This window comes from Streptococcus gallinaceus (genome assembly GCF_024170225.1).
In the GTDB taxonomy this organism is placed as follows: domain Bacteria; phylum Bacillota; class Bacilli; order Lactobacillales; family Streptococcaceae; genus Streptococcus; species Streptococcus gallinaceus.
Genome location: NZ_JALJXU010000001.1, coordinates 330972 through 356458, shown reverse-complemented (window position 1 = coordinate 356458; position 25487 = coordinate 330972). Strand labels below are relative to the sequence as shown.

The following is a 25487-nucleotide window of genomic DNA, read 5'->3' as shown; positions in this document are numbered from 1 at the left end:
TTCCTCTTAGTTCTCATTCATGATACTTATTACAATACTTCTTGCGTTTTAGCGTAGTTTGCTTCTACAGCTTCTTTTTCAGCTTTCCACCAGTCTTGGTTATCAGTATACCAAGCAATGGTTTCTTCCAAGCCTTCTGAGAAGTTAGTAAATTGTGGTTCCCAGCCTAATTCTTCACGAAGTTTTCTTGAGTCGATAGCGTAACGCAAATCATGTCCTGCACGGTCTGTTACGTGATCGTAGGCATCTTTTGGTTGACCCATTTTTTCAAGAATCAATTCAAGCACTTCTTTGTTGTTTTTCTCACCGTCAGCACCGATCAGGTAAGTTTCACCGATACGGCCTTTTGTCAAGATAGCCCAAACACCTGTTGAGTGGTCATTGGTATGAATCCAGTCACGAACGTTTTTACCTTCACCATAGAGTTTTGGTTTGATACCTGCCAAGATATTAGTGATTTGGCGTGGAATGAATTTTTCGATGTGTTGGTATGGTCCGTAGTTGTTTGAACAATTTGAAATAGTCGCCTTCACACCAAATGAACGCACCCAAGCTTTAACGATCAAGTCAGAAGCTGCTTTGGTAGATGAGTAAGGCGATGAAGGGTTGTATTTTGTTTCAGCAGTGAATTTCTCTTCTGGTCCTTCACCATGTCCTGGCAAATCTTCACGAAGCGGAAGGTCACCGTAAACTTCATCCGTTGACACGTGGTGGAAACGAATGTCATATTTACGAGCGGCTTCCAAGAGTGTGTAGGTACCGATAAAGTTTGTGTGAATGAATGGTGATGGGTCGTTCAACGAGTTATCGTTGTGGCTTTCAGCTGCGTAGTGAACGATGGCATCAGCTTTGGCAGCCAATTTGTCCACCAATTCAGCGTCAGCAATATCACCAACAACTAGCTCAACACGGTCACCCAAGATTGCTTCGATGTTGGCCTTATTTCCTGCATAAGTCAACTTATCAAGAACAGTCACGTGGACATCTGGGTGGTTATTGTAAACGTAGTGCACAAAGTTTGAACCGATAAACCCTGCACCACCAGTAACGATAATGTTTTTAAATTCAGTCATGTTTTTTCCTTATTTTTACAAATCTTCTTTTTTGAGTGGTTTGACATCTTTTAAGAAAGGATGATTTTTATCCGCTTCTGAAACCTGTGCTTCATCAAGATTTTCCCATTTGATGCCAAGAGCTGGGTCAGCGTAGTTGACAAAGGCGTACTTTGGTTTCAACTCAAGTGCCCAGTAGTCATTGACCAAGTAGGTATAGGCTGCAGTGTCAGAAAGCACTTGGAAACCATTGGCCACACCACGAGGTACAAAGATACCTTTTGAAGCATCAATGATGGTTTGGTAAGTATTCCCAAAAGACTCACCTTCACGAAGGTCAACCCAAGTTCCTAAGACACGTCCTTCATCTGCGATAGAAACGTATTTGTCCCAAGGCTCTGCGTGAAGACCGCGAAGGCTGTGTTTCTTGTTGAAAGAAATGTTGTTTTGCAATTTTCCTGCTTCAAAAAAGCTTTCAGGGAAACCAAGCGGCACCATTTTTTCTTTTTGGAAATTTTCTTTAAACCAACCACGGTTATCCCCACGCACTGGAATATCAAATTCCAAGAAACCTGGAATGGCTTCTACTTGACGACAAACCAATTCTTTGTCAAAAAAGTTTTCAGTCATTAAGCTTCTCCAATCAAACGGAGCAAGTATTGTCCGTATTCATTTTTCTTAAGCGGTTGTGCCAATTCAAGGACTTGTTCACGAGTGATGTAACCCATACGGTAAGCAATTTCTTCCAAGTTTGCCACTTGAACATTCTGCAACCGTTGAACAGTCTCAATGTATTGCGCAGCTTCAAGAAGGCTTTCGTGTGTGCCTGTATCAAGCCATGCAAAACCACGTCCCATGAGCTCAACTGACAAGTCTCCACGCTCTAAATAAGCCTTGTTGACATCTGTGATTTCAAGCTCGCCACGAGGTGATGGTTTGATATTTTTAGCAATCTCAACAACATCATTATCGTAGAAATAAAGACCGGTTACGGCATAGTTTGATTTTGGCTGGTCTGGTTTTTCTTCAATCGAAATAGCGTTCATGTCTGCATCAAATTCAACAACACCAAAACGTTCTGGGTCTTTTACTTGATAACCAAAAACGGTTGCCCCTTTTTCTTTGCTTTCAGCACGTTGCAACATTGCAGAAAGACCTGCTCCATGATAAATGTTATCACCTAAAATAAGGGCAACACTATCATCGCCGATAAAGTCTTCACCAATGATAAAGGCTTGTGCCAAGCCATCTGGGCTTGGTTGCTCTGCGTAAGATAGTGAAATTCCAAATTCTGAACCATCTCCTAAAAGGTCTTCAAAACGGGGAAGATCTTGTGGAGTTGAAATAATCAAAATGTCTTTAATACCTGCCAACATGAGAGTTGAAAGCGGATAATAAATCATCGGCTTGTCATAAATTGGCATAAGTTGTTTCGATGCAGCGCGAGTCAATGGATACAAACGAGTACCTGAACCGCCTGCTAAAATAATACCTTTCATTTTAGATACCTTCCAAAAAAATATTCATATTATTATATCATAAAATAGGGATACTGTCACATCAAAAAAAGCCCGCAACTGCGGACTTTCCTAGCCTAAGGCAACATCCATAATCATCATGATAGTAAAGCCAACCATCAAACCCATTGTCGCCAAATCAGTATTTCCATTTGTCTGCGATTCAGGTATCAACTCTTCCACTACGACGAAAATCATCGCCCCTGCTGCAAAGGACAAGGCATAAGGTAAGATTGGCCCCATATACATAACTGCAAATGCACCAATAACAGCACCAATCGGCTCAACAATGGCTGATATTGAACCCCAGTAAAAAGCCTCGAGACGGGACTTGCCGTCCGTCCGAATTGGAATGGACAAGGCTGCACCCTCAGGAATATTTTGCAATCCAATTCCCATAGCCAATCCTAAAGCACCAATAAAAGCAGCCTGTGAAAAATGATTGGACAAGGCGCCAAAAGTCACTCCCACTGCCAATCCTTCTGGAATGTTGTGGATAGTGATGGCTAAAAACAAGAGTGTCGTCTTGGATAAATGTCTCCGTTCTTGAGCACTTCCTCCCTCAGCATCCTTGCGGTCATTTCCCAAATGCAAATGAGGCACCAGCAAGTCAACCATCCGTAAAAAGATACCACCAACTAAGAAACCAACTGCTGCAGGAACCCAAGACCATTTTCCATAGAGAGGCTCCGCATAGCTAATCGACGGCTCCAACAAGGACCAAAATGAGGCTGCTATCATGACACCTGCCGCAAATCCTTGCATGGTATCTAAGAGTCTACGGCTAATTTTCTTAAAGAAAAAAACGATGGCTGACCCAAAAATCGTACAAGCCCAAGTAAATAGTCCTGCTAAAAACGCCTGTAATACAACTGGTTGTTGAGATAACCAAGCCATATATGCCCTACTTTCTAGAGATGTCGGAAAGGATTGGTTGAAACAGTTGACGGAATAATCTCTAGTTCCCAACCTTCATTTTTCTTCCACTCTTCTAACTTCTCAGCAATTTTTTTGACAAATAATACTTCAATGTGGTGACCAGGATCGATGGCTAAAATCCCCTGAGTCAACATCTCTTGCCCTGTATGATAGTAAATATCACCGGTAATCAAAACATCTGCTCCTTTTGCCAAAGCATCGGGATAAAAGGATTGGCCACTACCGCCACAAATTGCCACACGCGAAGCATATTGCTGGGCTTGATGGCTGTAAGATACCAACCGCACGCTATCCAATCCAAAAACAGACTTGACTTTCAAGGCTAGATCTTGGACCGTTTGCTCAGGAATATTTCCAATACGCCCAATCCCCTGACCAACTACTGTTTCACGCAAATACTCAACTTCTTCAATTTCAAGCATTTCACAAAACCAATCATTGAGCCCGCCATCGACCACATCGATATCTGTATGACTGACGTAGACCGCGATATCGTGCTTGACCAAATTCAGCAAAATCTGCGTCTGTAAATCATCCGCAACTAGCTGCTTCAAGGGACGAAAAATTGGTGCATGTTTGACAATGATCAAATCCACTTTCTTGTCAATGGCCTCTGCCACTGTTGTCTCGCGAATATCCAACGCTACCATGACACGATTGATTTCCTTATCCAGCGTCCCAATCTGCAGACCCGACACATCCCCTTCCAGGGACAAAGTCGGTGGACAAAATTCTTGGTATCTTGCGATTACATCACTTGCTCTCATGCAGCACCTCATCGATATCCTTTATTTTTTGAGAAATGGCAGAGCGGTCAGACCTGTGCGTCTCTGGCACTTGATCTAGTGCCCAGCTGAGCTTACTCCGTTCTGACTGCCATTTTTTTTGAAAAATAGTCGTTCCTTCTTGCTGTAAGTAGAGACCAAATCGCAATTCTTTTGCAGATAAGGTCATTTCCCCTGGCTCAGCAACCAGAATTTCATAAATTTTCTCATTTTCTTCCAGAATAGCTTCTGCAACCAGTTGATAATCATGCTCTTGTAGCCACATGCGTACGTCGTCTTCACGGTTATTGGGTTGTAAAATCAGACGTTCCACACCTTTTAGCTTGTCTTGACCATCTTCCAAGATAGCTGCAACCAACCGACCGCCCATTCCTGCAATGGTTACGGCAGTAATCTGATCTTGGTCTTCCACCGCTGCCAAGCCGTTAGCAAGGCGAACTTGAATGTTCGACGCCTGCCCAGCTTCTTGAACATTGCTCAGAGCCGATTCAAATGGACCTCGAACAACCTCCCCGGCCACTGCATAATCAATCTTACCGGCCTCTACTAAAAAAAGTGGGAGGTACGCATGGTCACTCCCCACATCTACTAAACGTGCCCCTTCTGGCACAAAACCTGCGACTGTCTCCAGCCGTTTTGATAATCTTGTTTTTTCCATTCTAATCTTTCCAAAGATTCATTGCATTTAAAAAATCATCCGATGTGCTGACCGTTTTTGCAGGCATTTGTTGCGCTTCACGTTCTGCATTTTTTGCTTCAACTTGCGCTGGTGTCGTAATACCTTCTCGACGCCAATTGCGTAAAATCGCCTGAATATAACGCCAGTTAGTCTTATTGTTAAAAACTGCTTCCCGCAAGGCTGTACGCACCAAGTCAACGGACACTCGGTCTTCTGAAATGGTTTTTTGTAAATCTTCAATCTCAAAAGGCGATAAGAAGCGTCCCAACTCGCGTTCAAAATCATCTACCAAAGCCTTTAGGTCATTGATTTCTAAGGGCTCAACAATTTCTTCTACTCCTGCATTTCCAAGCTGGTCCAGCTTCTCCAGTGCAGGCATTGCGTCAAAAATCATCTCGATTTCACCAGCTAGATTAATGGTTTTGAACTCCAACAAGCCACTTTTTTGCAACTTTTCAATCGAACGATTGATATCCGCAACTGTTTTTCCAGTCGCTTGCGCAATCTCGCTAGGTGCTACACTTTCTAATTGACTTGTATTTTGGAAAAAGAAAAATTGCCAGACTAAAAAATCGTCGGCTGACGGAAATAATTCTTGAAAATGAAACAACAAGGCACTTGGAAAAACCACGTTGCCCGTTTGAAATTGCTGTAAATAAGTCATAATTCCTCTTATAAACTCGCTGAAAATGCAGACTGCTCAAATGTCTCCCAATCATAAGGGGTCTCTTGATAAACCGCATAGTTAATCCAGTTATTGAAAAATTGTGCTGCCGCTAGATTCCAAGACAAGGCCGGTCTGGTTGTCGGATCATCCTGTCTAAAGTAATGCTCAGGCACATGAGGCGCTTTCCCAGCCAACAAATCGCGTTCGTACTCTTTTTTCAGCGTATCTCGATCATACTCTAAATGCCCAAAACTGTAGACTTCGCGCATGTCCTTACTAGCTACAATCGACAAACCAACATCTTGACCATCCGATAAAATTTCCAAATTAGAAAATTGAGCAATATCCTCAGCCAAAACTTCCGTATAGCGGGAATGTGGTGCCGAAAACACATCATCAAATCCACGCATCAGCGGACTATCTGTTTTCACAACTTCTTGCTGATAAACACCAGACAATTTGCGCGACTTGCTATGTTTTTGAACGCCATAGCGAGCATAAAGGCCTGCCTGCGCCCCCCAACAAATATGCAAGGTCGAATAAACATGGCTCTTCGACCACTCAAACACGCGCTGCAATTCGGACCAGTAATCTACTTCCTCGAAGGATAAATTCTCAACAGGAGCCCCCGTCACAATCAATCCATCAAAATATCGTCCCTTGATCTGATCAAAAGTCTTGTAAAAAGTCTCCAAATGATCCGTACGAGTATTCTTTGACTGATGACTGACCATATGAAGAAATTCCACTTCTAACTGCAGAGGCGTGTTGGCTAATAGCCTCAATAACTGCGTTTCGGTGACTATCTTTTGCGGCATCAGGTTGAGAATCAGGATATTCATGGGACGAATATCCTGGTGCTGTGCACGGTTATCATCCATTACGAAGATATTTTCCGTGCGCAAAATCTCAACCGCTGGTAATCCTCTATCAATCTTAATCGGCATAAACTCACTCCTATTCTAGTTACTACTAGTATATAACAGGAGGTCTGTCAATTCAAGTTGCTAGATTTTAGGACTGGTTATAGCTATTAGCTATATTAACCTGGAAAATTCATCAATACCTTCATGTCGTAGTCGCCAACTGCTTCACGTCCTCCAAGACCGTCTAACTCGATCAAGAAAGCACATCCAGCAACAACACCGCCCAAGCGTTCGATCATTTCAATGGTTGCTTTTACAGTACCACCTGTCGCCAAAAGGTCGTCAACAATCAAGACACGTTGTCCTGGTTGGATAGCGTCAGCATGCATGCACAGTGTATCCAAGCCATATTCTTTTTCATAGTCAGCTGAGATAACTTCACGTGGCAATTTACCTGGCTTACGAACAGGTGCAAAACCAATTCCCAACTCAAAAGCAACAGGGCATCCTACGATAAAACCACGGGCTTCTGGTCCGACAATCATATCAATCTTTTTATCAGTAGCATACTGAACAATTTCACGAATAGCATAGCTATAGGCATTTCCATCGGCCATCAAAGGAGAGATGTCTCGGAAAGTAATACCCTCTTTTGGATAGTTTTCAATGGATGCAATATAATCTTCAAGTTTCATGTTTTTCTCACTTCTTAAAATAATTTTTACAGTCTATTATAGCACATTTTAAACCTAATGTACGATTTTCTCTAGCTATTCTCCCATCAACCAGTCATAGATTTCTTGGACGTTGCCCAAAGCCATGAGTTCTTGGTAGATGACTTCTTCTTTAAGCTCTTGGTAAATCTGACTTTCAGCAATTTCCCGTTTCTCTGCTTCTTTGTTGACCGTCATAACTCCTTCATTTATGGTCACGAAACCAAGCTCTTGGAAAATTTGAATCATTTTGATCAAAAGTGGTTGCTTGATTTTCAAGTATTGGCTTAATTCAGCTAATTTGTAGCGGACATCAAATTCTGGGAACTGGTAAATGGTCTTGTAGAGCTTAGCAAATTGTTCACGACTACCGTAACCGTCCAGATAATAAGGCTGGTCAATGGTATTTTTGAAGTAAATTGCTTGGAAATCGTGTTCCTTAAAAACTTGCTTTAAAGCTGTCTTGTCCACAGGAAGCTGGTTTATCACAATAGCAGATTGCTCTGCTAGTTCAGACAGATCCTGATTCACGTCCAAAACTGGAACTCCTTTTGGTAGCGCAGCATTTTTCCCACGGATATTGTACAACTGAACTCCGTTAACACGGGCATCTTCTAGCATGAGCTGTAGACTGGTATTGCCGTTCCATTGGTTAACAGAGAGGCTAACCGCCAATTCCATGCCCTTGACTTGGGAAAACTCAGTCGCCAAATGGCCCTTACCAAACGCAACCACATCAAAGCCTGCTTTTCCTTTGCTAATGCGAAATTTGAGATGAGCATTATTTTGTCCCATAGTACGAGCTGACTCTACTTGGAAATCATTGATATAAAAGATGGGCTTAGGATAGTCCATGCCATAAGGCTTGAGCTTATCAAAAGACTTGAGTGTCTCCAAGGTCAATTCTTCCAAGTCTAGCTCTTTATCTAGGCGCAGACTTGGTTTGAGAGCCTGGTCCAACTGATTTTCAAGGATATAGGATGAAAGAATATCTGACAGAGCTGGTAAATTTTCGACTGGCAAGGTCATCCCCGCCGCACCCGCATGCCCTCCAAAAGCAATAAAAATATCGCGGTGGTCAGTCAAAGCCTCAAAAATATTGACTGCTTCAACCGAGCGAGCCGATCCTTTTGCCTTACCGTCTTCAATATTGAGGACCACCACGGTCTGCCCAAATTCTTCCAAAAGACGTCCCGCTACGATGCCCAGCACACCAGGATTCCATCCTTCTTTTGCCAAGACTTGAGCAGGCTTAGACAGATCTATCATGGTCTTTGCTTCATCGTAAATAGCCTGAACAATATCTTTGCGCTCGATATTTTTCTGGTCGATCATCAGAGCAATAGCTTGCGCTTCTTCCTCATCAAACCCAGTCAACAATTCGATAGCAGGATTGGGGTCATCCAATCGACCAAGAGCATTTAAGCGCGGGGCAATCTGAAAGCCAACTGTCTCTTCATCCAAGGTATCTGTTTCAATTCCCGCAATTTTCATCAATTCTTGCAAGCCCAGACGTTCGCTCTGCTTCAAAAGAGACAAGCCGTACTTGACCATTACACGATTTTCATCCGTCAAGGAAACCATATCCGCAATGGTTCCAATAGCTACCAAATCCAGCAATTCGACCTGAACAGTCTCTAAAAGAGCGCAAGCCAACTTAAAGGCTACACCACACCCCGCCAAATGTTTAAAGGGATAGTCCGCATCAGGATGTTCTGGGTGAACAACGGCGTAAGCATCAGGCAAGATATCTGGCATAGAATGGTGGTCTGTCACAACCACATCCACACCGACAGACTGGGCATAGGCAATGGCTTCATTTCCCGCGACACCATTGTCTACAGTCACAATCAAAGTCACATCCTGTTGCTCGATAAAGTACTTATAGACAGAAGCGTTAGGTCCATAGCCATCTGTAAAACGATTGGGCAAATAAACTTGACACTCTGCACCAAGTTCCTCCAATGCTTCTTTCAAAATAGAAGCCGAAGTCATGCCGTCTGCGTCGTAATCTCCATAAATCAGAATCTGCTCATAATCCTCGATCGCACGACGAATCCGCTCAACAGCCTTATCCATATCATGCAAGAGGTAGGGATCATGCAAATCATCGAGACTAGGCTGTAAAAAGGCCCGCAATGCCTCTACAGACTGAATTCCTCTTTCAAATAATAAATTGGCAGCTAACTTATCCAAACCTTCTTTTTTGGCCATCTTCACAAACTCTTCATTAGCAGTTTCTGTGACCAACTGCCAGTCATAACTCGAACTAATCACTCTTTGACTCCTTTTTTCAAACATTCCCATTATACCATATCGAGATAAAAACAGGCCGTCATAGACCAAACCATCCCCAAAAGTTAAGCAAAAAGCTAAAAAATTCAAGAATGGAACAAAAGAAACATACTAAGATTAGTAGTGAAAAAATCTCCGACGGGAGAAAGTATTCACTACTTTTCTTTATATTTAAGTAATGATGTCTTGTTAAGTCGTGGGCGTTTTAGAGACTGGATGTCATATAAGAAACTGGCAAGACACCTGTTTTAGTTAAATCTGTTCAAAGTATGTAGGACAGCTAACGTCGAGTATTGAAAATGAGATGACTAAAACAAGGAATCAAACAAGATAAGCGAGGCAATCCTTATGCTAGGAAAATTCTATTCACAACATCACTTCAGCTAGTCATAGCAATCTTCTTCATATAGCAAATTTCTACGAGAAACGAAAAAGGCAATCGCAAGTAGGTTCGACTAAGCTCCACACGATTGCCTCTCTATACATCGTCTCATTCGGACAATGTTATTATCTTATAACGCATAATAAACTGTAGGGTTACCATTTAGCCAAAAATCAATAAAGTTAACTATGCCATATTATTAATACCTTATTTAAAAAATGGGAATAAGGCGTTGATTTGGTGTGTTCTATTTTTGAAAAAATATCTACTTCACTCCCCAAAATAAAGACGCAAAGCACTTTCTTTCTAAAGAGCTTTGTCAGGCTTGACAAATGATAGACCGTCAATTTGAAGAAAACAAAGCTTCTCTTATGATTCATTAGATAGAAAGACATAAACTAGATAGTATCCGTAGAAAAACAGTATTACTTAACTGAATTAACGAAAAGAAAGATAATCAAAATCCTCATAGGTGGAACTCATCAAGTAACAATTTTTCATAACGACAAAGGATGACAATCCCAACATTCTTTCTACCATCAACTCTTAAAATAAAACGGATGAAACATTACGTAAAGGAAATAGTTTAGGCAATAGTATAATAACCGAAACTAAAACTCAACAATAAAGGCCTCAAAAGGTTCAATGCGTGGGGTTAGTTCTTCACGGGCTGAATTCTTTATTCTAAAACGATACCCTTGTTGAGGTAGTCCCTCTACCTGCAAGTCTTGTATGTTCGTAGATAAGTTCGCAACCACGAGCCAAGTCTTTTTCTCAAAAGTTCTTTTATAGACGAAAAGATAGGGATGATTAGGCATCAATAACTCATAGTCACCCTCCAATAAAATATCCTCATTGTGTCTCAGTTCAATTAATTGTTGATAATATCTAAAAATTGACTGAGCCGCCTGTAAATCTTTTTTAACATTGATAGCTGTATATCTTGGATTGACCTTAAACCACGGTTTTCCTTTAGAAAAACCCGCATTGATGGTTTCATCCCATTGCATAGGTGTCCTTGCATGATCTCGACTCACTTTGGAAACTGCATCTATAAAACTCTCTTCATCAATCGTTTGTTGTTCTTCCACAAAAAACTTGTAGTTTCCCTTTAATTCGATGTCATTATATTCTTCCAGCTTATAGTCAGCATTAACCATACCAATCTCTTCACCCTGATAAATAAAGGGAGTCCCCTGCAATCCATGAAGTATCGTTGCGAAAGCTGTTGCTGACTCAAAATGATACGTTTCGGTATCGCCCCATCTTGAAATGACACGAGCTCGATCGTGATTTTCAAAGTATAAAGCATTCCATCCACAATTGCTCAATTCAGACTGCCAATCACTTAAAATTCTCTTTAAAGCCACGAAGTCTGGTTCTTGTAAGGCCCAGCGACCATTCTTGTCTCCCTTTTTCCGATCAATATGCATATGTTCAAACGTAAAAACCATGTCCAGTTCCTCACGTTTAGGGTCAACGAGCCAATGAGCATCATGAGCTTTGGCTGCTGGTGCTTCCCCTACGCTCATCATATCGAAAGGACTGAGGACCTGTTGATTTAACTCATGCAGAAACTCATGCATACGTGGCCCATTTTGCTGATTAGAAGTTGTCATCGGAAGGGGATTATCTGGAAATGAGAGATCTTTGGAAATCGAAGTAATGACATCCAGTCTCCAGCCATCTACTCCTTTTGATTTCCAGAACTTCATCACCTCATAGATCGCTTTTCGAACGGCAGGATTTTCCCAATTTAGATCAGGTTGTTCCTTCGCATAATAGTGAAGATAATACTGCTGTCTATGTTCATCCCATGTCCACGCCGAACCTCCAAAATTTGAGCCCCAATTATTTGGTTCCTTCCCATCTGGACCAGCGTCTTTCCAGATATAAAAATCACTGTATTGGTTATCTCGCGATTTTCTACTTTCTTGAAACCAAAATGCTTTATCTGATGTATGGTTTGCCACAAAATCCATTATCACCTTTATCCCCAGTTGGTGAGCCTCATCAATTAATTGATAGAGGTCTTCATTAGAACCAAACATGGGATCAACTGTATAGTAATCTTGGACATCATAGCCATTGTCTATCTGTGGCGATAGGTAGATAGGACTTAACCAGATAGCATCTACTCCAAGCTCTTTCAGATAGGGTAATTTTTTCTGAATGCCGTTTAAATCTCCAATGCCATCGCCATTTGAGTCATAAAAACTTTTTGGGTATATTTGATAAATAACCGCTTTTTTCCACCAAGTATCTCTCATAAGTGCCTTTCATTTTTCTATGTAATGCCTAACAATGATAGTACAATACCCAAGATAATCATTCCCATAATCAACATATTAACGGAAATATTCTTCTTTTTCATTAAATAAAAGCTAAATAACGTAATAGACAAAGGAATTAAACCAATAAATATCTGATCCAGCATTTCTTGGCTTTTCATGACAACTTCGCCATCCATGACCATATTCCATTTCAGTTGAAATTGCACCATACTGCTTGTCATAGCTCCAACCATAGCAAGACCTACAATACTAGCTCCCTTGGTTAACACATTGATTAAGCCATTTTCATATAAGTTAGAAATATAGGTTGACCCTAACGTATAGCCTATTGTACCACCGTACCATCGTAACAATTGTACTGGAAGGTTGAACAATAGCAGGAAAATAATAGGGGCTAAGATATTGCCAGATTGGGCCAAGCCTACTGCAATCCCTGCAGAAATTGTACGCAGAACCCCCCAGAAGACAGAATCTCCGATACCGGCCAATGGTCCCATTAAACTTGTTTTGATGGCATTGATAGATTCAACATTAAACTGTTTTTTCTCACTATTTTCTTTTTCCATGGAGGCTATGACACCCAATACGAAAGGGTACATAGCCACATTGGTATTAAAATAGGACATCTGACGGAGCATTGCGTCTTTTCGTTCCTGCTCACGATTCCGATAGAACTGATTTAAAAATGGTTGGATAGCATATGAAAAACCGGATGCTCCTTGTTTGGAAGGAGTGACCGCAGCATAAAGAGAAAATGATCTCCAATACATTTTACGCAATAGCTTTTTTTCTTCTTTTGATAGATGACTCACGTTATGCATCATTCATCTTCCTTTCTTAATTAAAAAAATTATCTAACTCTACATCATCCGACACAGTATGATGTGTAGGCACATTTGTACTGATATTATCCTGAATTTTTTTCAAATCTAGGTCACGCCCCACAGTCACAACAGCTATGATAGTAGCAAGTACCGCTATTGCAATCAAAGGAACATTTAGATAGGCTAATAGAACAAATCCTAATAGGAAATAGACGAATAATTTATTATCCCAAAGGATTTTAAGCAGCATAGCCATACCAACTGCTGGTAAGAGATTGCCCGCAATGCTCAATCCATGAACAAATACTTCCGGAATTTTTTCCAAAACTTGCCGTGTGGCCTCTGATCCGAATAAGATAGCAAAGAAAGGAATCAATGAGTAAAGGAACCACTGTGTAAACCATAATCCAAAATGTAATTTCGCAATAGCTTTCTCATTCCCTTCAGCCGCGAACTGATCAAATTTCGTCACGAAAGGCCCTACGAGACCAACATAGATTAAAGTTTTTATTTGTAATCCTATAATCCCTAAAGGTACTGCAATAGGAATAACTACCTCGACACCAGCATTCATTTGAATGGCAAAGGCAGTTGCTAGCGCTGTAGCTAACCCCGGTTCCGCAGAACTAGCTCCTCCGATATTAACAACCCCCATGAAAATGGTTTCAAGAGAGGCTCCAACAATTAAGCCTGTTTGGATATCTCCTAACAACAAGCCTAGTAGTGGACCGATGACAATCGGTCTTCCTAGCATCGTAAACCCTAATAATTCTTGTCCCCCAACTGTTAAAAATACGACCAGCGCAACAATAAAAGCCTGACTTAGCATTCTACTCTCCTCCTTTAATTAAATCTTTTGCAAGAATCTTTTTATCTGATGGCAAATTTTGTAAAGCAGCATTTGGATACAATTCTAACAGACTCTTCAAAGACTGCATTTCTTCATCAGTAAGCATCACGAATTGACTTAGAGTTGTTTTTTGACCCTCAACAGATTTACCAACATTCCCGATGTTTACCATTTCAATATCAGGCATCTTCCGAACAATACGACGTGCATCTTCTATCGTTCGAACAAGCACCAGTAATCTCCTAGTGCGAGAGCGTGGGTCTTTTAAAATCTCTGAAACTTCATCAACTGAGCGAATTAAAACCTTAATGCCTGACGGAACAGCCATTTTTAGAGCCATTTGCTGCGTTTCATTTACTGCAGCATCATCATTGGCAACCAGTATGCCATGGAGTTTCAATTCACGAGACCAAACCATCGCTATCTGCCCATGAATTAAGCGTTCATCTACTCTGATGGTTGCAGGAATAGTACCATTCCAGTCATCAATAGCAGAATCGCTACCTGCAATCGGATTATTTTCCACTTTAATTTCTGTTTTATGTTCTACACTTAGCAGATTCTCATCAAAATTCGACAATCGCATTGCTTCTCTTGAAGATGCAATCATTTTTTGAATATTTTCAAATGTGAAATGTTCGGGACTTAATATTAACTCGATAATCAGAGGAATGTTAAATCCTGCAATAATGAATACATTGTCTCGCTCTCCTAGTTTCAGCGCCATTTTTTGATTGACGCTTCCTCCGTATAAATCGGTAAAAATGATAACTTGATCGTCGCTTGTTATTTCTGAACAAAGCGTATCAATTTCTTGGTCAATATCTGGGTACCTATTTGTATAAGCACAAAAATAACGAATATCATAATCTTTACCAACAAATAACTCCAGTGTACTTTGTAGACCAGCAGCAGTTTCTCCATGAGAAGCAATTACAAATTTTTTCATTTCCCTCTCCTTTTTGGAACGTTCCAAAAAATAAATTAATTGAAGAGCGTTTTTTGAACGCTCCATTTATAGTTTATATTATAATCTAAAAAAATATTAAGTCAACACTTTTTTACAAATTAGCAAATAAAATTGCATTTCTAACTTCTCATAGTTAGTCTTAGGTAAAGAAGAGTTGCTACGTTGAGCCACAGGAGCCTGCTCAACCGTATCAGGAGGCTTCAGATTGACAAGGGTATTAAAGAGTTCCTAAATCAAATCAACTTTGTCTATCCCCTCGTCTTGTAAGACAAGTGATTTTATCTGGTTGTTTTCCCTTGAATAAATGATACAGGTAAAAACGTAATGCTTTTTGTATCAAATACTCTTTTATTTAGTACATCGGTTAATTGATTAACACATTCGTTTGCTATCTCCGTGACGGGTTGTCTAATGGAAGACAGGACAGCATGTTGTTGTGGATACATTTTGCTTCCATCAAAACCGATAATTTGTACTTCATCAGGTACACTAATATTCTGATTTGACAAAACGGTATAAATAAAGTCCGCATATTGATCTGAAACTGCGAAGATGCCATTTATACCAGATTGTTTGAATTCGTTCAATAAATAGTTTTCTAACTCACTAAAGAATCGATCATCGTGTAATGAGCGATTAAAAATCGTAAACTGTATCCCATTCTTTTTACAATAACTAATAAATCCTTCCATTCTCTGTCCGTAATTATATATGGTTTTGTTTGTTGTTCTGGTAACTAGCAGGAGATGGTCTGCACCATGTTTAACCAGTTCTTTTGCTGCTAATCTACCCCCAGATGAATTTTCTGAAGAAACACAAGGAATATCCTCCAATAATTTTTTTTCGATGGAGACAATAGGCACGCCAGTTAGTAATTCTGCTGGAAGCTCACTATATGAAATCGTGATAATACCAGCAACTTTTTGCTCTTTTGCCATTTGAATGTATTCTAATTCTTCTTTCATTTCATTATTTGAATTGCATAGTATTGTCTTAAAATTATTTTTTTTAAGAGCTTGTTGCAGTGCGTAAATGAGTTCTGAAAAAAATGGGGATTTCGTTGTAGGTAATATCAATGCCACTAAATCTGAACGATTTCTCTTTAAGTCTCTTGCTGTAACATTTGGAATATATCCCAACTCGTCTATTGCTGCTTGTACCTTAAGCTGCGATATTTCCTTTATTTTAACACCATTTATATAGTTTGATACCGTTCCTCGGGAAACACCTGCCAATTTAGCAACATCATTCATCGTAGCCATTTTCTTTCCTCTTTTTCCTTCACTTTTAAATATAAATCATATCCTGTACAAATAAATACATCTAACGAACAGAGATTATTAGTGTCCATACACTATCCATAGTGATTGTAGTGCCAACAAAACAACCTGCTCTTCTTAAAATAAAGGTGCAAACATAGCCAATACTGAACCAGCTAGTCGCTTATACCATGGATAGTTCGAACGGAAATCAAACAAGGTTACTGGCTGAGATAGTGCGAAAGATTCTTGAAAATCTGTCAAAATATCTGCCGCAACTTGTTTGTGATTGTAGAGGTAAACCCCACACTCGAAGTTGAGATAAAAACTTCGAAAATCCATATTTACCGTGCCAACACAGGCTTTTGTTCCATCCACCAAGACAACCTTGGAATGGACAAATCCCGGAGTGTATTCGTAAATTTGAATGCCAGCTTCTAGGTAGGTTTCAAAATTTGTCCGAGCCGCTAAATAAGCTGTCTGCTTATCATAGATATGAGGAAGAAGGATTTTCACCGCTACTCCTCTCTTGGCTGCATAGGTTAAATTGTCCAACATCTCATCATCCAAGACCAAATAAGGTGTCATGATATAAATGTAGTCTGTGGCGGATTGAATCATATCCAGGTAAACCCGCTTGGCAACATCATCACCGTCGAAAGGATTTTCCCCATACGGAAGAAAGAATGAATCGGTCTCGACAGTCTGCTTTTCCAGATGCACATACTCTTCCAGATAATGAATATCTTCATTTTCAGACTTCTCATTGAAATTCCACATCTGCAAGAACATCAAGGTGAAATTAGCAACAGCTTCGCCTTTGACCATGATGGCAGCGTCTTTCCAGTGCCCGAATCTTTCCTTTTTATTGATGTACTCGTCTGCAATATTTACGCCACCTGTAAAGGCGACTTTTCCATCAATAACCGCAATTTTCCGGTGGTCACGATTGTTTTGGACAGTTGACAGGGCTGGGATGATCTGCGAGAAGACCTTGGCTTTGATGCCGTAGGAACGCAGGGTTTTATAGTAATTGTAGGGAAGAAGAGTCAGGGAGTTCATCCCATCGTACATAAAGCGTACTTCCACACCTTGCGCTGCTTTTTCTTTGAGAATGGTCAAAATCTCATCCCACATATAGCCAAAATCCACGATAAAATATTCCATGAAGATGTATTTCTCAGCTTTACGAAGTTCTTCTAAAAGGGCCTCAAACTTGGCTTCACCTGATGAAAAATACACAGCATCTGTATTTCCGTGCAAGGCATAGCCAACATGTCGGTTCATATAATGAGCGAGTTTGAGTTGGTCTTTGTCCTCTTTTTCCAATCGATGCAAAATCTTTTTAGAAGTATGCCCATATTCACGAAGTCGTTTAGCCTGAGCCAGAAAAGTTTTTCTGTACCGGCGGGTTTCAATATTGGACTGAAGAATGAAGTAAAAGAGAGCGCCAAAAACTGGTACACCCATGACAAAAATCATCCATGCTAGCTTGAAGCTTGCATTCATGGGGCGATTAATGATATGGATACCAATGATAATGGAAAATAACTGAAGCACCCCCACCACCCAAGGGACGGCGGATGTCGCAAAGGAAACAGCCCACAAAATCGCATAGACCGTAATGGCTAGCAAGACAAAAATGATAAAAGTACGACTATAAACCAGACGCCAAAGTTTTTTCATATACTCTCTCTTTTGATAATTTTTAATTATTATAGCAAATTTCCCCTCGTTCTACTAGTAAAACTCCTATATATGTATAGAAGTTTGTGTTTATTTATAATTAAATACAGTTCGAGCTAGATAGTCTGCTAAGATAGGGAACAAGCTGTAAAATTTAGACGTAGCAGCCAGTGAAAAAGGCAGATTGATTTCTCTTTTACGAGTCTTCATGGCTTTGACAATCTGCTTGGCCACGACCTGCGGCTGCAAGGTAAAGGCTTTGACACTTTCCTGATAGGAGCCATCAGGGTCTGCTAAGTCAAAGAAAGGTGTAGCGACTGGTCCCGGATTGACTGTTGTAACTGCCACTTGATAGGCAGCTAATTCCAGACGAATGGTATTAGAAAAACCAATCAAGGCAAACTTGGTCGCAGAGTAAACTGAAGACTTAGCAGAGGCCACTAATCCAGACATACTAACTATATTGATGATGTGACCAGCACGAATTGCTTTCATCCGCTTTCCAACTTCTCGGCAAAAAGTCATGGTTGCAAAAGTATTGACCGCAAACATATCTTGGACTTCTTGGGCTGTAAACTGTTCAAAGTCATTGTATAGGCCATAACCAGCATTATTAATCAAAATATCAATTTGACCAAATTCTTGGTAAATATGGGCAATCAATTCTGCCACTGCTTTTTCATCACAAATATCTAGTGAAAAAATTGCCTTATTGGCATGAAATGCATAAATATGGTCTAATTTTTGCCTATCACGTCCCAAGAGAATCAAGAAATCATCTGGTAAGAGTTTGACAATTTCTTGCGCAATTCCACCCGACGCACCTGTTATGAGGATTTTTCTCATACCTCAACCTCTTCTAGGTCTTTGACAATGGTTACATTTTCAAAAATCGTAGCGGCATCGCGGCGCAACTGACTGACATCACGTGATAGAAAACGAGGACTGATGTGATTGAGCAGAAGGCGTTTGACACCCGCATCACTGGCTATCCGCGCAGCTTCCATATTGGTCGAATGCCCATGCTTTCTAGCAATCCGCTCATCCCCGTTTCCATAGGTGGATTCGTGGACGAGAATGTCTGCGTTGACTGCCAATCGGATACTGGCATGACACTTGCGCGTATCTCCTAAAATCGTCACAACCTTACCTGGACGAGGCGCTGACAAGAAGTCGCTGGCCCTAATTTCCGTCCCATCTTCAAGAACAATATCCTGACCGTTCTTCACTTTTCCAAACAAGGGACCAAAAGGAACACCTGCCGCCTTGAGAGCCTCCGCATCCAAAATACCATCCAAATCCTTTTGAATGACGCGGTAGCCCACACAGAAAATGGTATGATCCAACTCTTCCGCATAGACCTTAAACTTATCATTTTCAAAAATCAAGCCCATATCATCTCGGTCAAATTCATGAAAAATAATCTTGTAAGGCAGGCGAGAACCCGATGCTTTCAAGCTACTGAGGACAAAACTCTTAATACCAACCGGACCATATAACTCCAAGTCGGTCTGTTCTTCATTACTTTGAAAAGAACGGCTGGACAAGAACCCCGGTAAACCAAAAATATGGTCTCCATGTAAATGGGTGATGAAAATTTTGCTGATTTTCCGTGGACGAATGCTAGTCTCTAAAATTTGATGCTGAGTACCTTCCCCGCAGTCAAAAAGCCAAATTTCATTGAGTTCATCTAAGAGTTTAAGGGCTAAACTAGAAACATTGCGCGACTTTGAAGGTTGACCCGCACTTGTCCCTAAAAATTGTATGTACATGTATTCCTATTACTTTCTAATTTGAGATATAGTTGATTCGTTTACTTTCGACACTAAATTAAATAAGGATATAAAGAATAGCTGAGCGACCTGACCAGGCGTAATATTTTTTTCCAAGATAGTTCTGGCTAGCTTGCTCCACCTCTTCTTGGTTAAAACCTGAAATTTTGACATAGTCTGCATTCTGACTAATTTCGGTCAAGAGATATCGGTCTTGTGCCACCACTTGAAAATCCTCTCCGGCAAGCAATTCTTGCATGAAAATCTTTTCATTTTCTACAAAAATTACATACTGCGGAAAGATTTGTGCCAATTCAAACAGCAGTTGGCTGGTCACTGAATCATCTTCCTCAGCAAACACTTGAGCCACTTCTTGGTCAGACACGTAGGCAAAGCCGAATGATTTACCAGACAAATTCAAGCGGACAAAAGGCTTCTCCTCAGCAAATGATGGACTGTCCTGCAACAAACCAAGCTTGACAGACAAATCAAAATAATAATCTGTCGCCGCTTTCGGTGTTTGCTTTTGATAGAGTTCCGCAAAATAAGCATTGATAACAGACGGCGGTGGTGTGATAAAATCTAGCTTTTCTTGGTCTGTTCGTGTAGCTAATTTTTTCTTCAGATAGACCTTATCTAGACTGGTAAAACCACCATATTTCATCGCTAAATCAAGATAGTCCGTCATAAAATTCTTCCAACTTCCATTTATTATCTGGCGAGATGTAGCCTGAAATCACTTCTACATCCTCTTGATACTCCCGCTTGTCAATCAGCGCAATTTTTCCTAAGTCATGCAGGCGATAAGACTGGGCAAATGGCACACGCAAATCAAATCTCTCAAACATGGTTTTGATTTTAGCAAGGACCATCATCTGAATGTGTGCTCTGGCTTTTTCATCCTTAGCAGAAATCATGACGTGTGGAAATTGACTAGGCGTAAAGTCCTCACCCGTCTTGTCCAGTTTATTATAAACAGCCAAACGAGGAATATCCAACATATCCAAATCTTTCAGAATGTCCAAGACCACCTGCTCCTGCTCTGAATGGTTTGGATCACTGGCATCAATCACATGAAGCAATAAATCCACATTCATAGACTCTTCCAGTGTCGACTTAAAGGCTGAAATCAGCTCCGTCGGCAAATCTTGGATAAAGCCAACCGTGTCCGTCAGCGTCACCTGAAAGGTATCTGATAAACTGATTTGCTTGGTTGTCGCATCCAGGGTCGCAAATAATTCATCCGCTTCATACTGCGTCTTCTCCGTCACGGCATTCATGATCGTGGACTTCCCAGCGTTTGTATAGCCAATCAATCCAATTTTAAAGACACCCGACTGCAGGCGACGTTCACGTACAGTCGAGCGATTTTTTTCAACCACTTTTAACTGCCGTTCAATATCATGAATTTGATGGCGAATGCTTCGACGATTGAGTTCCAACTGACTTTCACCTGGACCACGCGATCCGATTCCACCAGCCTGACGGCTGAGCATAATTCCTTGCCCTACCAACCGAGGCAGCATATACTTGAGTTGGGCCAAATGCACTTGCAATTTTCCTTCGTGACTACGCGCCCGCATGGCAAAAATATCCAAAATCAACTGCATCCGGTCAATGACCTTGACACCAAGCATGATTTCCAAGTTGGTATTTTGCCGAGGCGTCAAGCGGTTGTTGACAATAACCGTGTCGATTTCTTCTGCCTCCACCATGTCCGCAATTTCTTCCAGCTTTCCAGAACCGACAAAGGTCTTACTGTCGTATTTTTCACGTTTCTGAGTATAGGTATCCACCACAACTGCCCCTGCCGTTTTGGTTAGGCTAGCCAGCTCTTCCATGGACATGGCAAAATTTTCAGTCGTTTGTAATTCCACCCCAACCAGCAAGGCACGTTCTTGTTCTTTTTTCGTTTCAATCATGTAAAAACGCCTCTACATCTTCTATTATCTGCTCCTTCATTCCTGGCTCAGAGATGTGGTAAAAATCCACCTTCATCCGATTTCGGAACCATGTTAGCTGCCGCTTGGCAAATCGACGCGTCGCCTGCTTGAGGGTATCTGTCACTTCCTCCAGTGACTGCTGATTTGAAAAATAAGGAAACAGCTCCTTGTAACCAATGCCTCTAGCTGCTTGGCAGTCTGGGTAGGCCTCATAGAGCCACTTGGCCTCCGCTAACAATCCTGCCTTCATCATCTTGTCCACACGCTCGTTGATGCGGTCGTACAAGACCTGACGTTCATCAGACAAACCTATTACAAGCGCATCGTAAGCAGGTTCCCGATTTTCCAAATCTTTGCCAAATTTCTTCAATTCTAAACCACGGATAGCCCGTCTGCGATTGAGTTGAGCAATGAGAAGCCCTTCTTTTTCAACCAATCGAAACAATTCCTCATCAGCCAGTTTTTCTAATTCACCACGATAAGCCAAAACCGCTTCTTGATCAATCTCACCACCCAAGTGATAACCTTCAAGCAGGCTTTGTAAGTAAAGACCAGTCCCTCCTACAATGATGGGCACTTTCCCGCGCGATACAATTTCTTCAATAAGAACCTGGGCCTCTTGTACAAAATCAAAAGCCGAATAGCCGTCCGTCACCTCCCGAACATCAATCAAGTGGTGCACTGCTGCTGTCTGTTCTTCCTGGCTAGCCTTAGCCGTCCCAATATCCAGCTGACGATAGACTTGCTGGCTATCTCCGCTGATGATTTCCCCATTAAAGCGCTGAGCCAAATCAATCCCTAATGCAGTCTTGCCCACAGCAGTTGGTCCCAAGACCACAATTATCTTTGTTTTCATCTTTTTTCCTTGAAAATTTCTAAGTTTTTCGCTAAGATTATTATAACATAAGTCATTGGGTGCATGCCAAACACCGTGCTAAAACTTGCACACTTGAGCTTGTCGCACTCATCACTATAGAGAAAAGAGGTTCCATTATGGCTAAAGGTTTTGGTAAAGGTTTCTTCACTGGTGTTGTTGCATCTGTAGCTGCTCTTGCTGGCGCAGCATTTGCAGTTCAAAAAACAATCATTGAACCAGAAGAAAAGAAAGAAGCATTCATCGAAGAAAATCGTAAAAAAGCTGCACGTCGTCGTGTATCACGCTAAAAAACAGCCTGCGGGCTGTTTTTTTGTATCGTGTGATATAGTTTATAACTATATATATTGACCATTTTTAACTATTTTCCAAATGCATTCAACTGGTGTATGATAGTTTCATCAAGTAAAGAGGTATAATATTATGACAAAATCAAAATTTCAATTAGTTGGCTCACTCTTGCGTCCTGCAAACCTTCGTGAATACAAGACAGAAATTGAACATCGTGATGATATCCAATATCCATTCTACGATGCGCTTCCAGGCTACCAAGAAACTGAAACAGCTGACATCAAACAGTCTGTTGCTGACCAAAAAGAAAACGGGATTGATATCCTGACTGATGGCGAATTTGGTCGCTCTATGTGGCACCTCGACTTTGTTTGGGGATTAGGAGGTGTTGAGCGTTATATTGCAGAGCAAGGCTATACTTTCCAAGACCATGAAGAAGGTGCATTTGAAACTCGTAAAGACATCGGCATTCGTATCACTGCTCCACTTTCTGGTAAAAATCACCACTTCCTCGATATTTACAAGCAAGTTGTAGCAGCTGCTGACGGCCAAGATACCAAGCAAACTATTTGGGGACCTGCCCATGCCTATACTGAATTGGCTATTTTTGACGGTCTTGCCGGTGAAGGACAAGTTTATAAGACAAATGACGAACTCAAAGTAGGACTGATCAATGCCTATAAAGAATTTTTGGCAGAGTACAAAGAAATCGGCGGAAAAATTGTTCAATTTGACGACTGCCTTTGGGAGTTGTTTGATGAAACAAATCCATTAACTCCATTTGCTAGCCTATCAAGTACTGACTTGGCTGGATTGGCTGACGAATTTATCGCTATCAACAATGAAGTTGTAGACTACGCACACTCTATCGGCCTCACTGTCTGGACACACAACTGCCGTGGTAACTACGAAAGCCGTTCTGCAACAGGTGGTACCTATGAAGCCATCGCCAAAAAATTCTTGGCTGATCAACACTACGATCGCTTCTTCCTTGAGTGGGATAGCGATACTTCTGGCGACATCAAGGCTCTTGAAGCTTTGAAAGACAAGGATGCTGAAGTGGTACTTGGACTTCTCTCATCAAAAACTACTGACCTTGATGATGAAGCTCGTGTCCTTGACCTCCTCGAGCAAGCTAGCCAAATCTTGTCAAAAGAACGTCTCCTTCTATCACACCAATGCGGATTTGCATCTTGTGACTCAGGAAATGAATTGGCAATCCCACAACAATGGGCAAAAATCAAACAAGGTCAAGATATCGCAGCTAAATTCTGGAACTAAGCTAAATACTCCTCTATTCAAAGAGGAGTATTTTTATAATGTCTTCTTACGAGGCAGTTGACGGCTAATCACAACATCTTTTGGACCTGCCAGTAAGATTGTATCCATCATTTCCTTGTCAGACACGGATCTGTCTACCTGCAAAAGATACTCCAATACCAGACGGTCTTTCTTCGGTTTGTAATGTAAAGAAGCCAGCTCTGCTTTTTTCACCGTAGAAGAAAACTGCTTTTCAAAAAATTGGTCATAATCAAAATCCGTCGCCACGGTAAGTAAAACATGTCGTCTTTCCTGATTAACTTGTACAAAGTTACTGCGTTCTATGATGAAGATCAATAGGCTTAAGACCAAGCTAAAGGCCACAGCCAAGGTCAGATAGCCCATCCCCGTTGCTAGACCAATGGCTGTCGCCATAAAGACTGCAAGCAGCTCTCGCGCACTACCAGCAGCCGAACGAAATCGAATCAGGCTAAATGCTCCCGCAACTGCCACACTGGTTCCTAGATTGCCATTGACCAGAAAGATAATCAAGGCTATCAGACTCGGTAGAAAAATCAAGGTCACTACAAATTCCTTACTGTAACTGGCCCCAAACTTGTAGACGGCTGCTAAAAGCAAGCCTAACAGGAGACTGGTAGCAAAAGTTAAGCCCATTTGTCCTACCGTCACACTAGTTGAACTGGTTGAAAATAAACTATCAAATAACAGTGTCTGCATGACTTTCACCCTCTTTCTCGGCCATGGCTAACTGATAGGCTCGACCGTATTTTGAAAAGGATTGCTTCTCAATCTTGTACTTGGTCAGCAACTCCTCTAGCCACTCAGGCCTTTCTCCTGGCACCTTCACTTCCATGATGACCTTATTTGGATCAAGCAAGGGTTGTCCAAACTTCCCAGCCAAAGCATCCACTTCTGTCCAGCGATAAAGAAGTTGCTGGTCAATGGTAATGCGAATCTTACTATCTGTCTTCCCCTTGAAAGACTCGCGATCATAATAGATATACATCATGGGCTGAATGCGGCCATAGCGCTTACGAAGCTGACTCAATTCTTGCGTAACGGTCTGGTCTGTAATGGTCGAGTCCACAATCCCGTTCTCAATGTAACGACCAATCGAAATCGGATTGGACGTCAAACGAAACTTGTAGCCGATTTTATTTTCTTTCTTCTTGATTTCCAAAAATGCTTGACTGCTAGCTTCAGGATGGACTGCATAGAGACGCATCCGCACCTTTTCTCGGCCATTTTTCTTGGCAATCGAATCTTGAATCATCTGAAAGTCTTGATTATCAAAATAGATGTTCGTGATAGTAGAGGTTGCAAACTCATCCTGGGTCATATAAGCCGCCATCTCCTGAGAAAATCGCTCCCAAACCACCTTATTCAAGATATACTTGCTCTCTTTTCGCTTAAATTGTTTTTGAATAATTCGCGTTTTCATGTCTTACCTCTGCTTTTTTATGATGGTTTTATTGTACCGACTGAAAATTAAATGAAACTGAAAGAAAAGTTAAAGAAAACTTAATTATCATTGCAAATAAGTTGTGT

25 protein-coding genes and 1 pseudogene are annotated in these 25487 nt (G+C 41.2%); 3 read left to right on the top strand and 23 right to left on the bottom strand.

What is annotated here, in order from left to right:
- Nucleotides 1-29: 29 nt before the first annotated feature.
- The 10 genes from rfbB to recJ all read right to left on the bottom strand — a co-directional run bounded on the left by rfbB (nt 30) and on the right by recJ (nt 9495).
- Nucleotides 30-1073 carry a dTDP-glucose 4,6-dehydratase gene (gene rfbB, locus J2T50_RS01835; RefSeq protein ID WP_253363066.1) on the bottom strand — a complete coding sequence of 348 codons (1044 nt, stop codon included), beginning with the start codon at nt 1071-1073 and terminating at the stop codon, nt 30-32.
- A 15-nt stretch (nt 1074-1088) separates the two neighbouring features.
- Entirely contained in the window at nt 1089-1682 is a 594-nt protein-coding gene (locus J2T50_RS01830; protein ID WP_253363064.1) for a dTDP-4-dehydrorhamnose 3,5-epimerase family protein, read from the bottom strand.
- On the bottom strand, nt 1682-2551 hold the full coding sequence (gene rfbA / locus J2T50_RS01825) for a glucose-1-phosphate thymidylyltransferase RfbA (RefSeq protein ID WP_253363062.1): 870 nt from the start codon (nt 2549-2551) through the stop codon (nt 1682-1684). The genes J2T50_RS01830 and rfbA overlap by 1 nt, the downstream gene beginning before the upstream one ends.
- Nucleotides 2552-2641: 90 nt before the next feature.
- Nucleotides 2642-3466 (bottom strand): ZIP family metal transporter, encoded by an 825-nt coding sequence (locus J2T50_RS01820; RefSeq protein WP_253363060.1) that lies wholly within the window; start codon nt 3464-3466, stop codon nt 2642-2644.
- A 14-nt stretch (nt 3467-3480) separates the two neighbouring features.
- Nucleotides 3481-4275 (bottom strand): Nif3-like dinuclear metal center hexameric protein, encoded by a 795-nt coding sequence (locus J2T50_RS01815; RefSeq protein ID WP_253363058.1) that lies wholly within the window; start codon nt 4273-4275, stop codon nt 3481-3483.
- Nucleotides 4262-4951 carry a tRNA (adenine(22)-N(1))-methyltransferase gene (locus tag J2T50_RS01810; protein ID WP_253363056.1) on the bottom strand — a complete coding sequence of 230 codons (690 nt, stop codon included), beginning with the start codon at nt 4949-4951 and terminating at the stop codon, nt 4262-4264. The genes J2T50_RS01815 and J2T50_RS01810 overlap by 14 nt, the downstream gene beginning before the upstream one ends.
- A gap of 1 nt (nt 4952) precedes the next feature.
- Entirely contained in the window at nt 4953-5636 is a 684-nt protein-coding gene (locus tag J2T50_RS01805) for a DnaD domain-containing protein (protein ID WP_253363054.1), read from the bottom strand.
- Between the two features lie 8 nt (nt 5637-5644).
- On the bottom strand, nt 5645-6586 hold the full coding sequence (gene metA, locus J2T50_RS01800) for a homoserine O-acetyltransferase MetA (protein WP_253363052.1): 942 nt from the start codon (nt 6584-6586) through the stop codon (nt 5645-5647).
- Between the two features lie 95 nt (nt 6587-6681).
- Nucleotides 6682-7200, bottom strand: coding sequence for an adenine phosphoribosyltransferase (locus J2T50_RS01795; protein WP_253363050.1), 519 nt, complete (start codon nt 7198-7200; stop codon nt 6682-6684).
- A 75-nt stretch (nt 7201-7275) separates the two neighbouring features.
- On the bottom strand, nt 7276-9495 hold the full coding sequence (gene recJ, locus J2T50_RS01790) for a single-stranded-DNA-specific exonuclease RecJ (protein ID WP_253363047.1): 2220 nt from the start codon (nt 9493-9495) through the stop codon (nt 7276-7278).
- 350 nt (nt 9496-9845) lie between these two features.
- On the opposite strand from recJ, the pseudogene J2T50_RS01785 reads away from it, so the two are divergent.
- A pseudogene (locus J2T50_RS01785) lies at nt 9846-10048 on the top strand (IS110 family transposase); the annotation flags it as partial.
- A 458-nt stretch (nt 10049-10506) separates the two neighbouring features.
- Here J2T50_RS01785 and J2T50_RS01780 read toward each other — a convergent pair.
- From J2T50_RS01780 to miaA, 11 genes are all read right to left on the bottom strand, one after another.
- A complete protein-coding gene (locus J2T50_RS01780; RefSeq protein WP_253363045.1) occupies nt 10507-12165 on the bottom strand; it encodes a glycoside hydrolase family 13 protein in 1659 nt (552 codons plus the stop codon).
- A 17-nt stretch (nt 12166-12182) separates the two neighbouring features.
- Entirely contained in the window at nt 12183-13010 is an 828-nt protein-coding gene (locus J2T50_RS01775; protein ID WP_253363299.1) for a PTS system mannose/fructose/sorbose family transporter subunit IID, read from the bottom strand.
- Between the two features lie 16 nt (nt 13011-13026).
- A complete protein-coding gene (locus tag J2T50_RS01770; RefSeq protein WP_253363043.1) occupies nt 13027-13842 on the bottom strand; it encodes a PTS mannose/fructose/sorbose/N-acetylgalactosamine transporter subunit IIC in 816 nt (271 codons plus the stop codon).
- A 1-nt stretch (nt 13843) separates the two neighbouring features.
- Nucleotides 13844-14812, bottom strand: coding sequence for a PTS sugar transporter subunit IIAB (locus tag J2T50_RS01765; protein ID WP_253363041.1), 969 nt, complete (start codon nt 14810-14812; stop codon nt 13844-13846).
- Nucleotides 14813-15111: 299 nt separating this feature from the next.
- Nucleotides 15112-16095: a LacI family DNA-binding transcriptional regulator gene (locus J2T50_RS01760; RefSeq protein ID WP_253363039.1), complete on the bottom strand. Its 984-nt coding sequence runs from the start codon at nt 16093-16095 to the stop codon at nt 15112-15114.
- A 135-nt stretch (nt 16096-16230) separates the two neighbouring features.
- A complete protein-coding gene (cls, locus tag J2T50_RS01755; protein WP_253363037.1) occupies nt 16231-17778 on the bottom strand; it encodes a cardiolipin synthase in 1548 nt (515 codons plus the stop codon).
- 90 nt (nt 17779-17868) lie between these two features.
- The gene (locus J2T50_RS01750) at nt 17869-18624 is read right to left on the bottom strand and encodes an SDR family NAD(P)-dependent oxidoreductase (protein WP_253363035.1); all 756 of its coding nucleotides are present in this window, start codon (nt 18622-18624) and stop codon (nt 17869-17871) included.
- The gene (gene rnz, locus J2T50_RS01745; RefSeq protein WP_253363033.1) at nt 18621-19550 is read right to left on the bottom strand and encodes a ribonuclease Z; all 930 of its coding nucleotides are present in this window, start codon (nt 19548-19550) and stop codon (nt 18621-18623) included. Before rnz ends, J2T50_RS01750 begins: the two co-directional genes overlap by 4 nt.
- 58 nt (nt 19551-19608) lie before the next feature.
- Nucleotides 19609-20238 (bottom strand): cystathionine beta-lyase, encoded by a 630-nt coding sequence (locus J2T50_RS01740; protein WP_253363031.1) that lies wholly within the window; start codon nt 20236-20238, stop codon nt 19609-19611.
- Nucleotides 20222-21472: a GTPase HflX gene (gene hflX / locus J2T50_RS01735; RefSeq protein WP_253363029.1), complete on the bottom strand. Its 1251-nt coding sequence runs from the start codon at nt 21470-21472 to the stop codon at nt 20222-20224. Before hflX ends, J2T50_RS01740 begins: the two co-directional genes overlap by 17 nt.
- Nucleotides 21465-22349, bottom strand: a complete 885-nt coding sequence (gene miaA, locus J2T50_RS01730) for a tRNA (adenosine(37)-N6)-dimethylallyltransferase MiaA (RefSeq protein WP_253363027.1) — start codon at nt 22347-22349, stop codon at nt 21465-21467. The genes hflX and miaA overlap by 8 nt, the downstream gene beginning before the upstream one ends.
- Nucleotides 22350-22486: 137 nt before the next feature.
- On the opposite strand from miaA, the gene J2T50_RS01725 reads away from it, so the two are divergent.
- Nucleotides 22487-22657: a DUF3042 family protein gene (locus J2T50_RS01725; RefSeq protein WP_253363025.1), complete on the top strand. Its 171-nt coding sequence runs from the start codon at nt 22487-22489 to the stop codon at nt 22655-22657.
- A gap of 133 nt (nt 22658-22790) precedes the next feature.
- A complete protein-coding gene (locus J2T50_RS01720) occupies nt 22791-23939 on the top strand; it encodes a cobalamin-independent methionine synthase II family protein (RefSeq protein ID WP_253363022.1) in 1149 nt (382 codons plus the stop codon).
- A 33-nt stretch (nt 23940-23972) separates the two neighbouring features.
- Here the strand turns inward: J2T50_RS01720 and J2T50_RS01715 are convergent, their stop codons facing one another.
- Both J2T50_RS01715 and J2T50_RS01710 read right to left on the bottom strand, forming a co-directional pair.
- Nucleotides 23973-24656 carry a DUF4956 domain-containing protein gene (locus tag J2T50_RS01715; protein ID WP_253363013.1) on the bottom strand — a complete coding sequence of 228 codons (684 nt, stop codon included), beginning with the start codon at nt 24654-24656 and terminating at the stop codon, nt 23973-23975.
- Nucleotides 24637-25380, bottom strand: a complete 744-nt coding sequence (locus tag J2T50_RS01710) for a polyphosphate polymerase domain-containing protein (protein WP_253363011.1) — start codon at nt 25378-25380, stop codon at nt 24637-24639. Before J2T50_RS01710 ends, J2T50_RS01715 begins: the two co-directional genes overlap by 20 nt.
- Between the last annotated feature and the right edge of the window lie 107 nt (nt 25381-25487).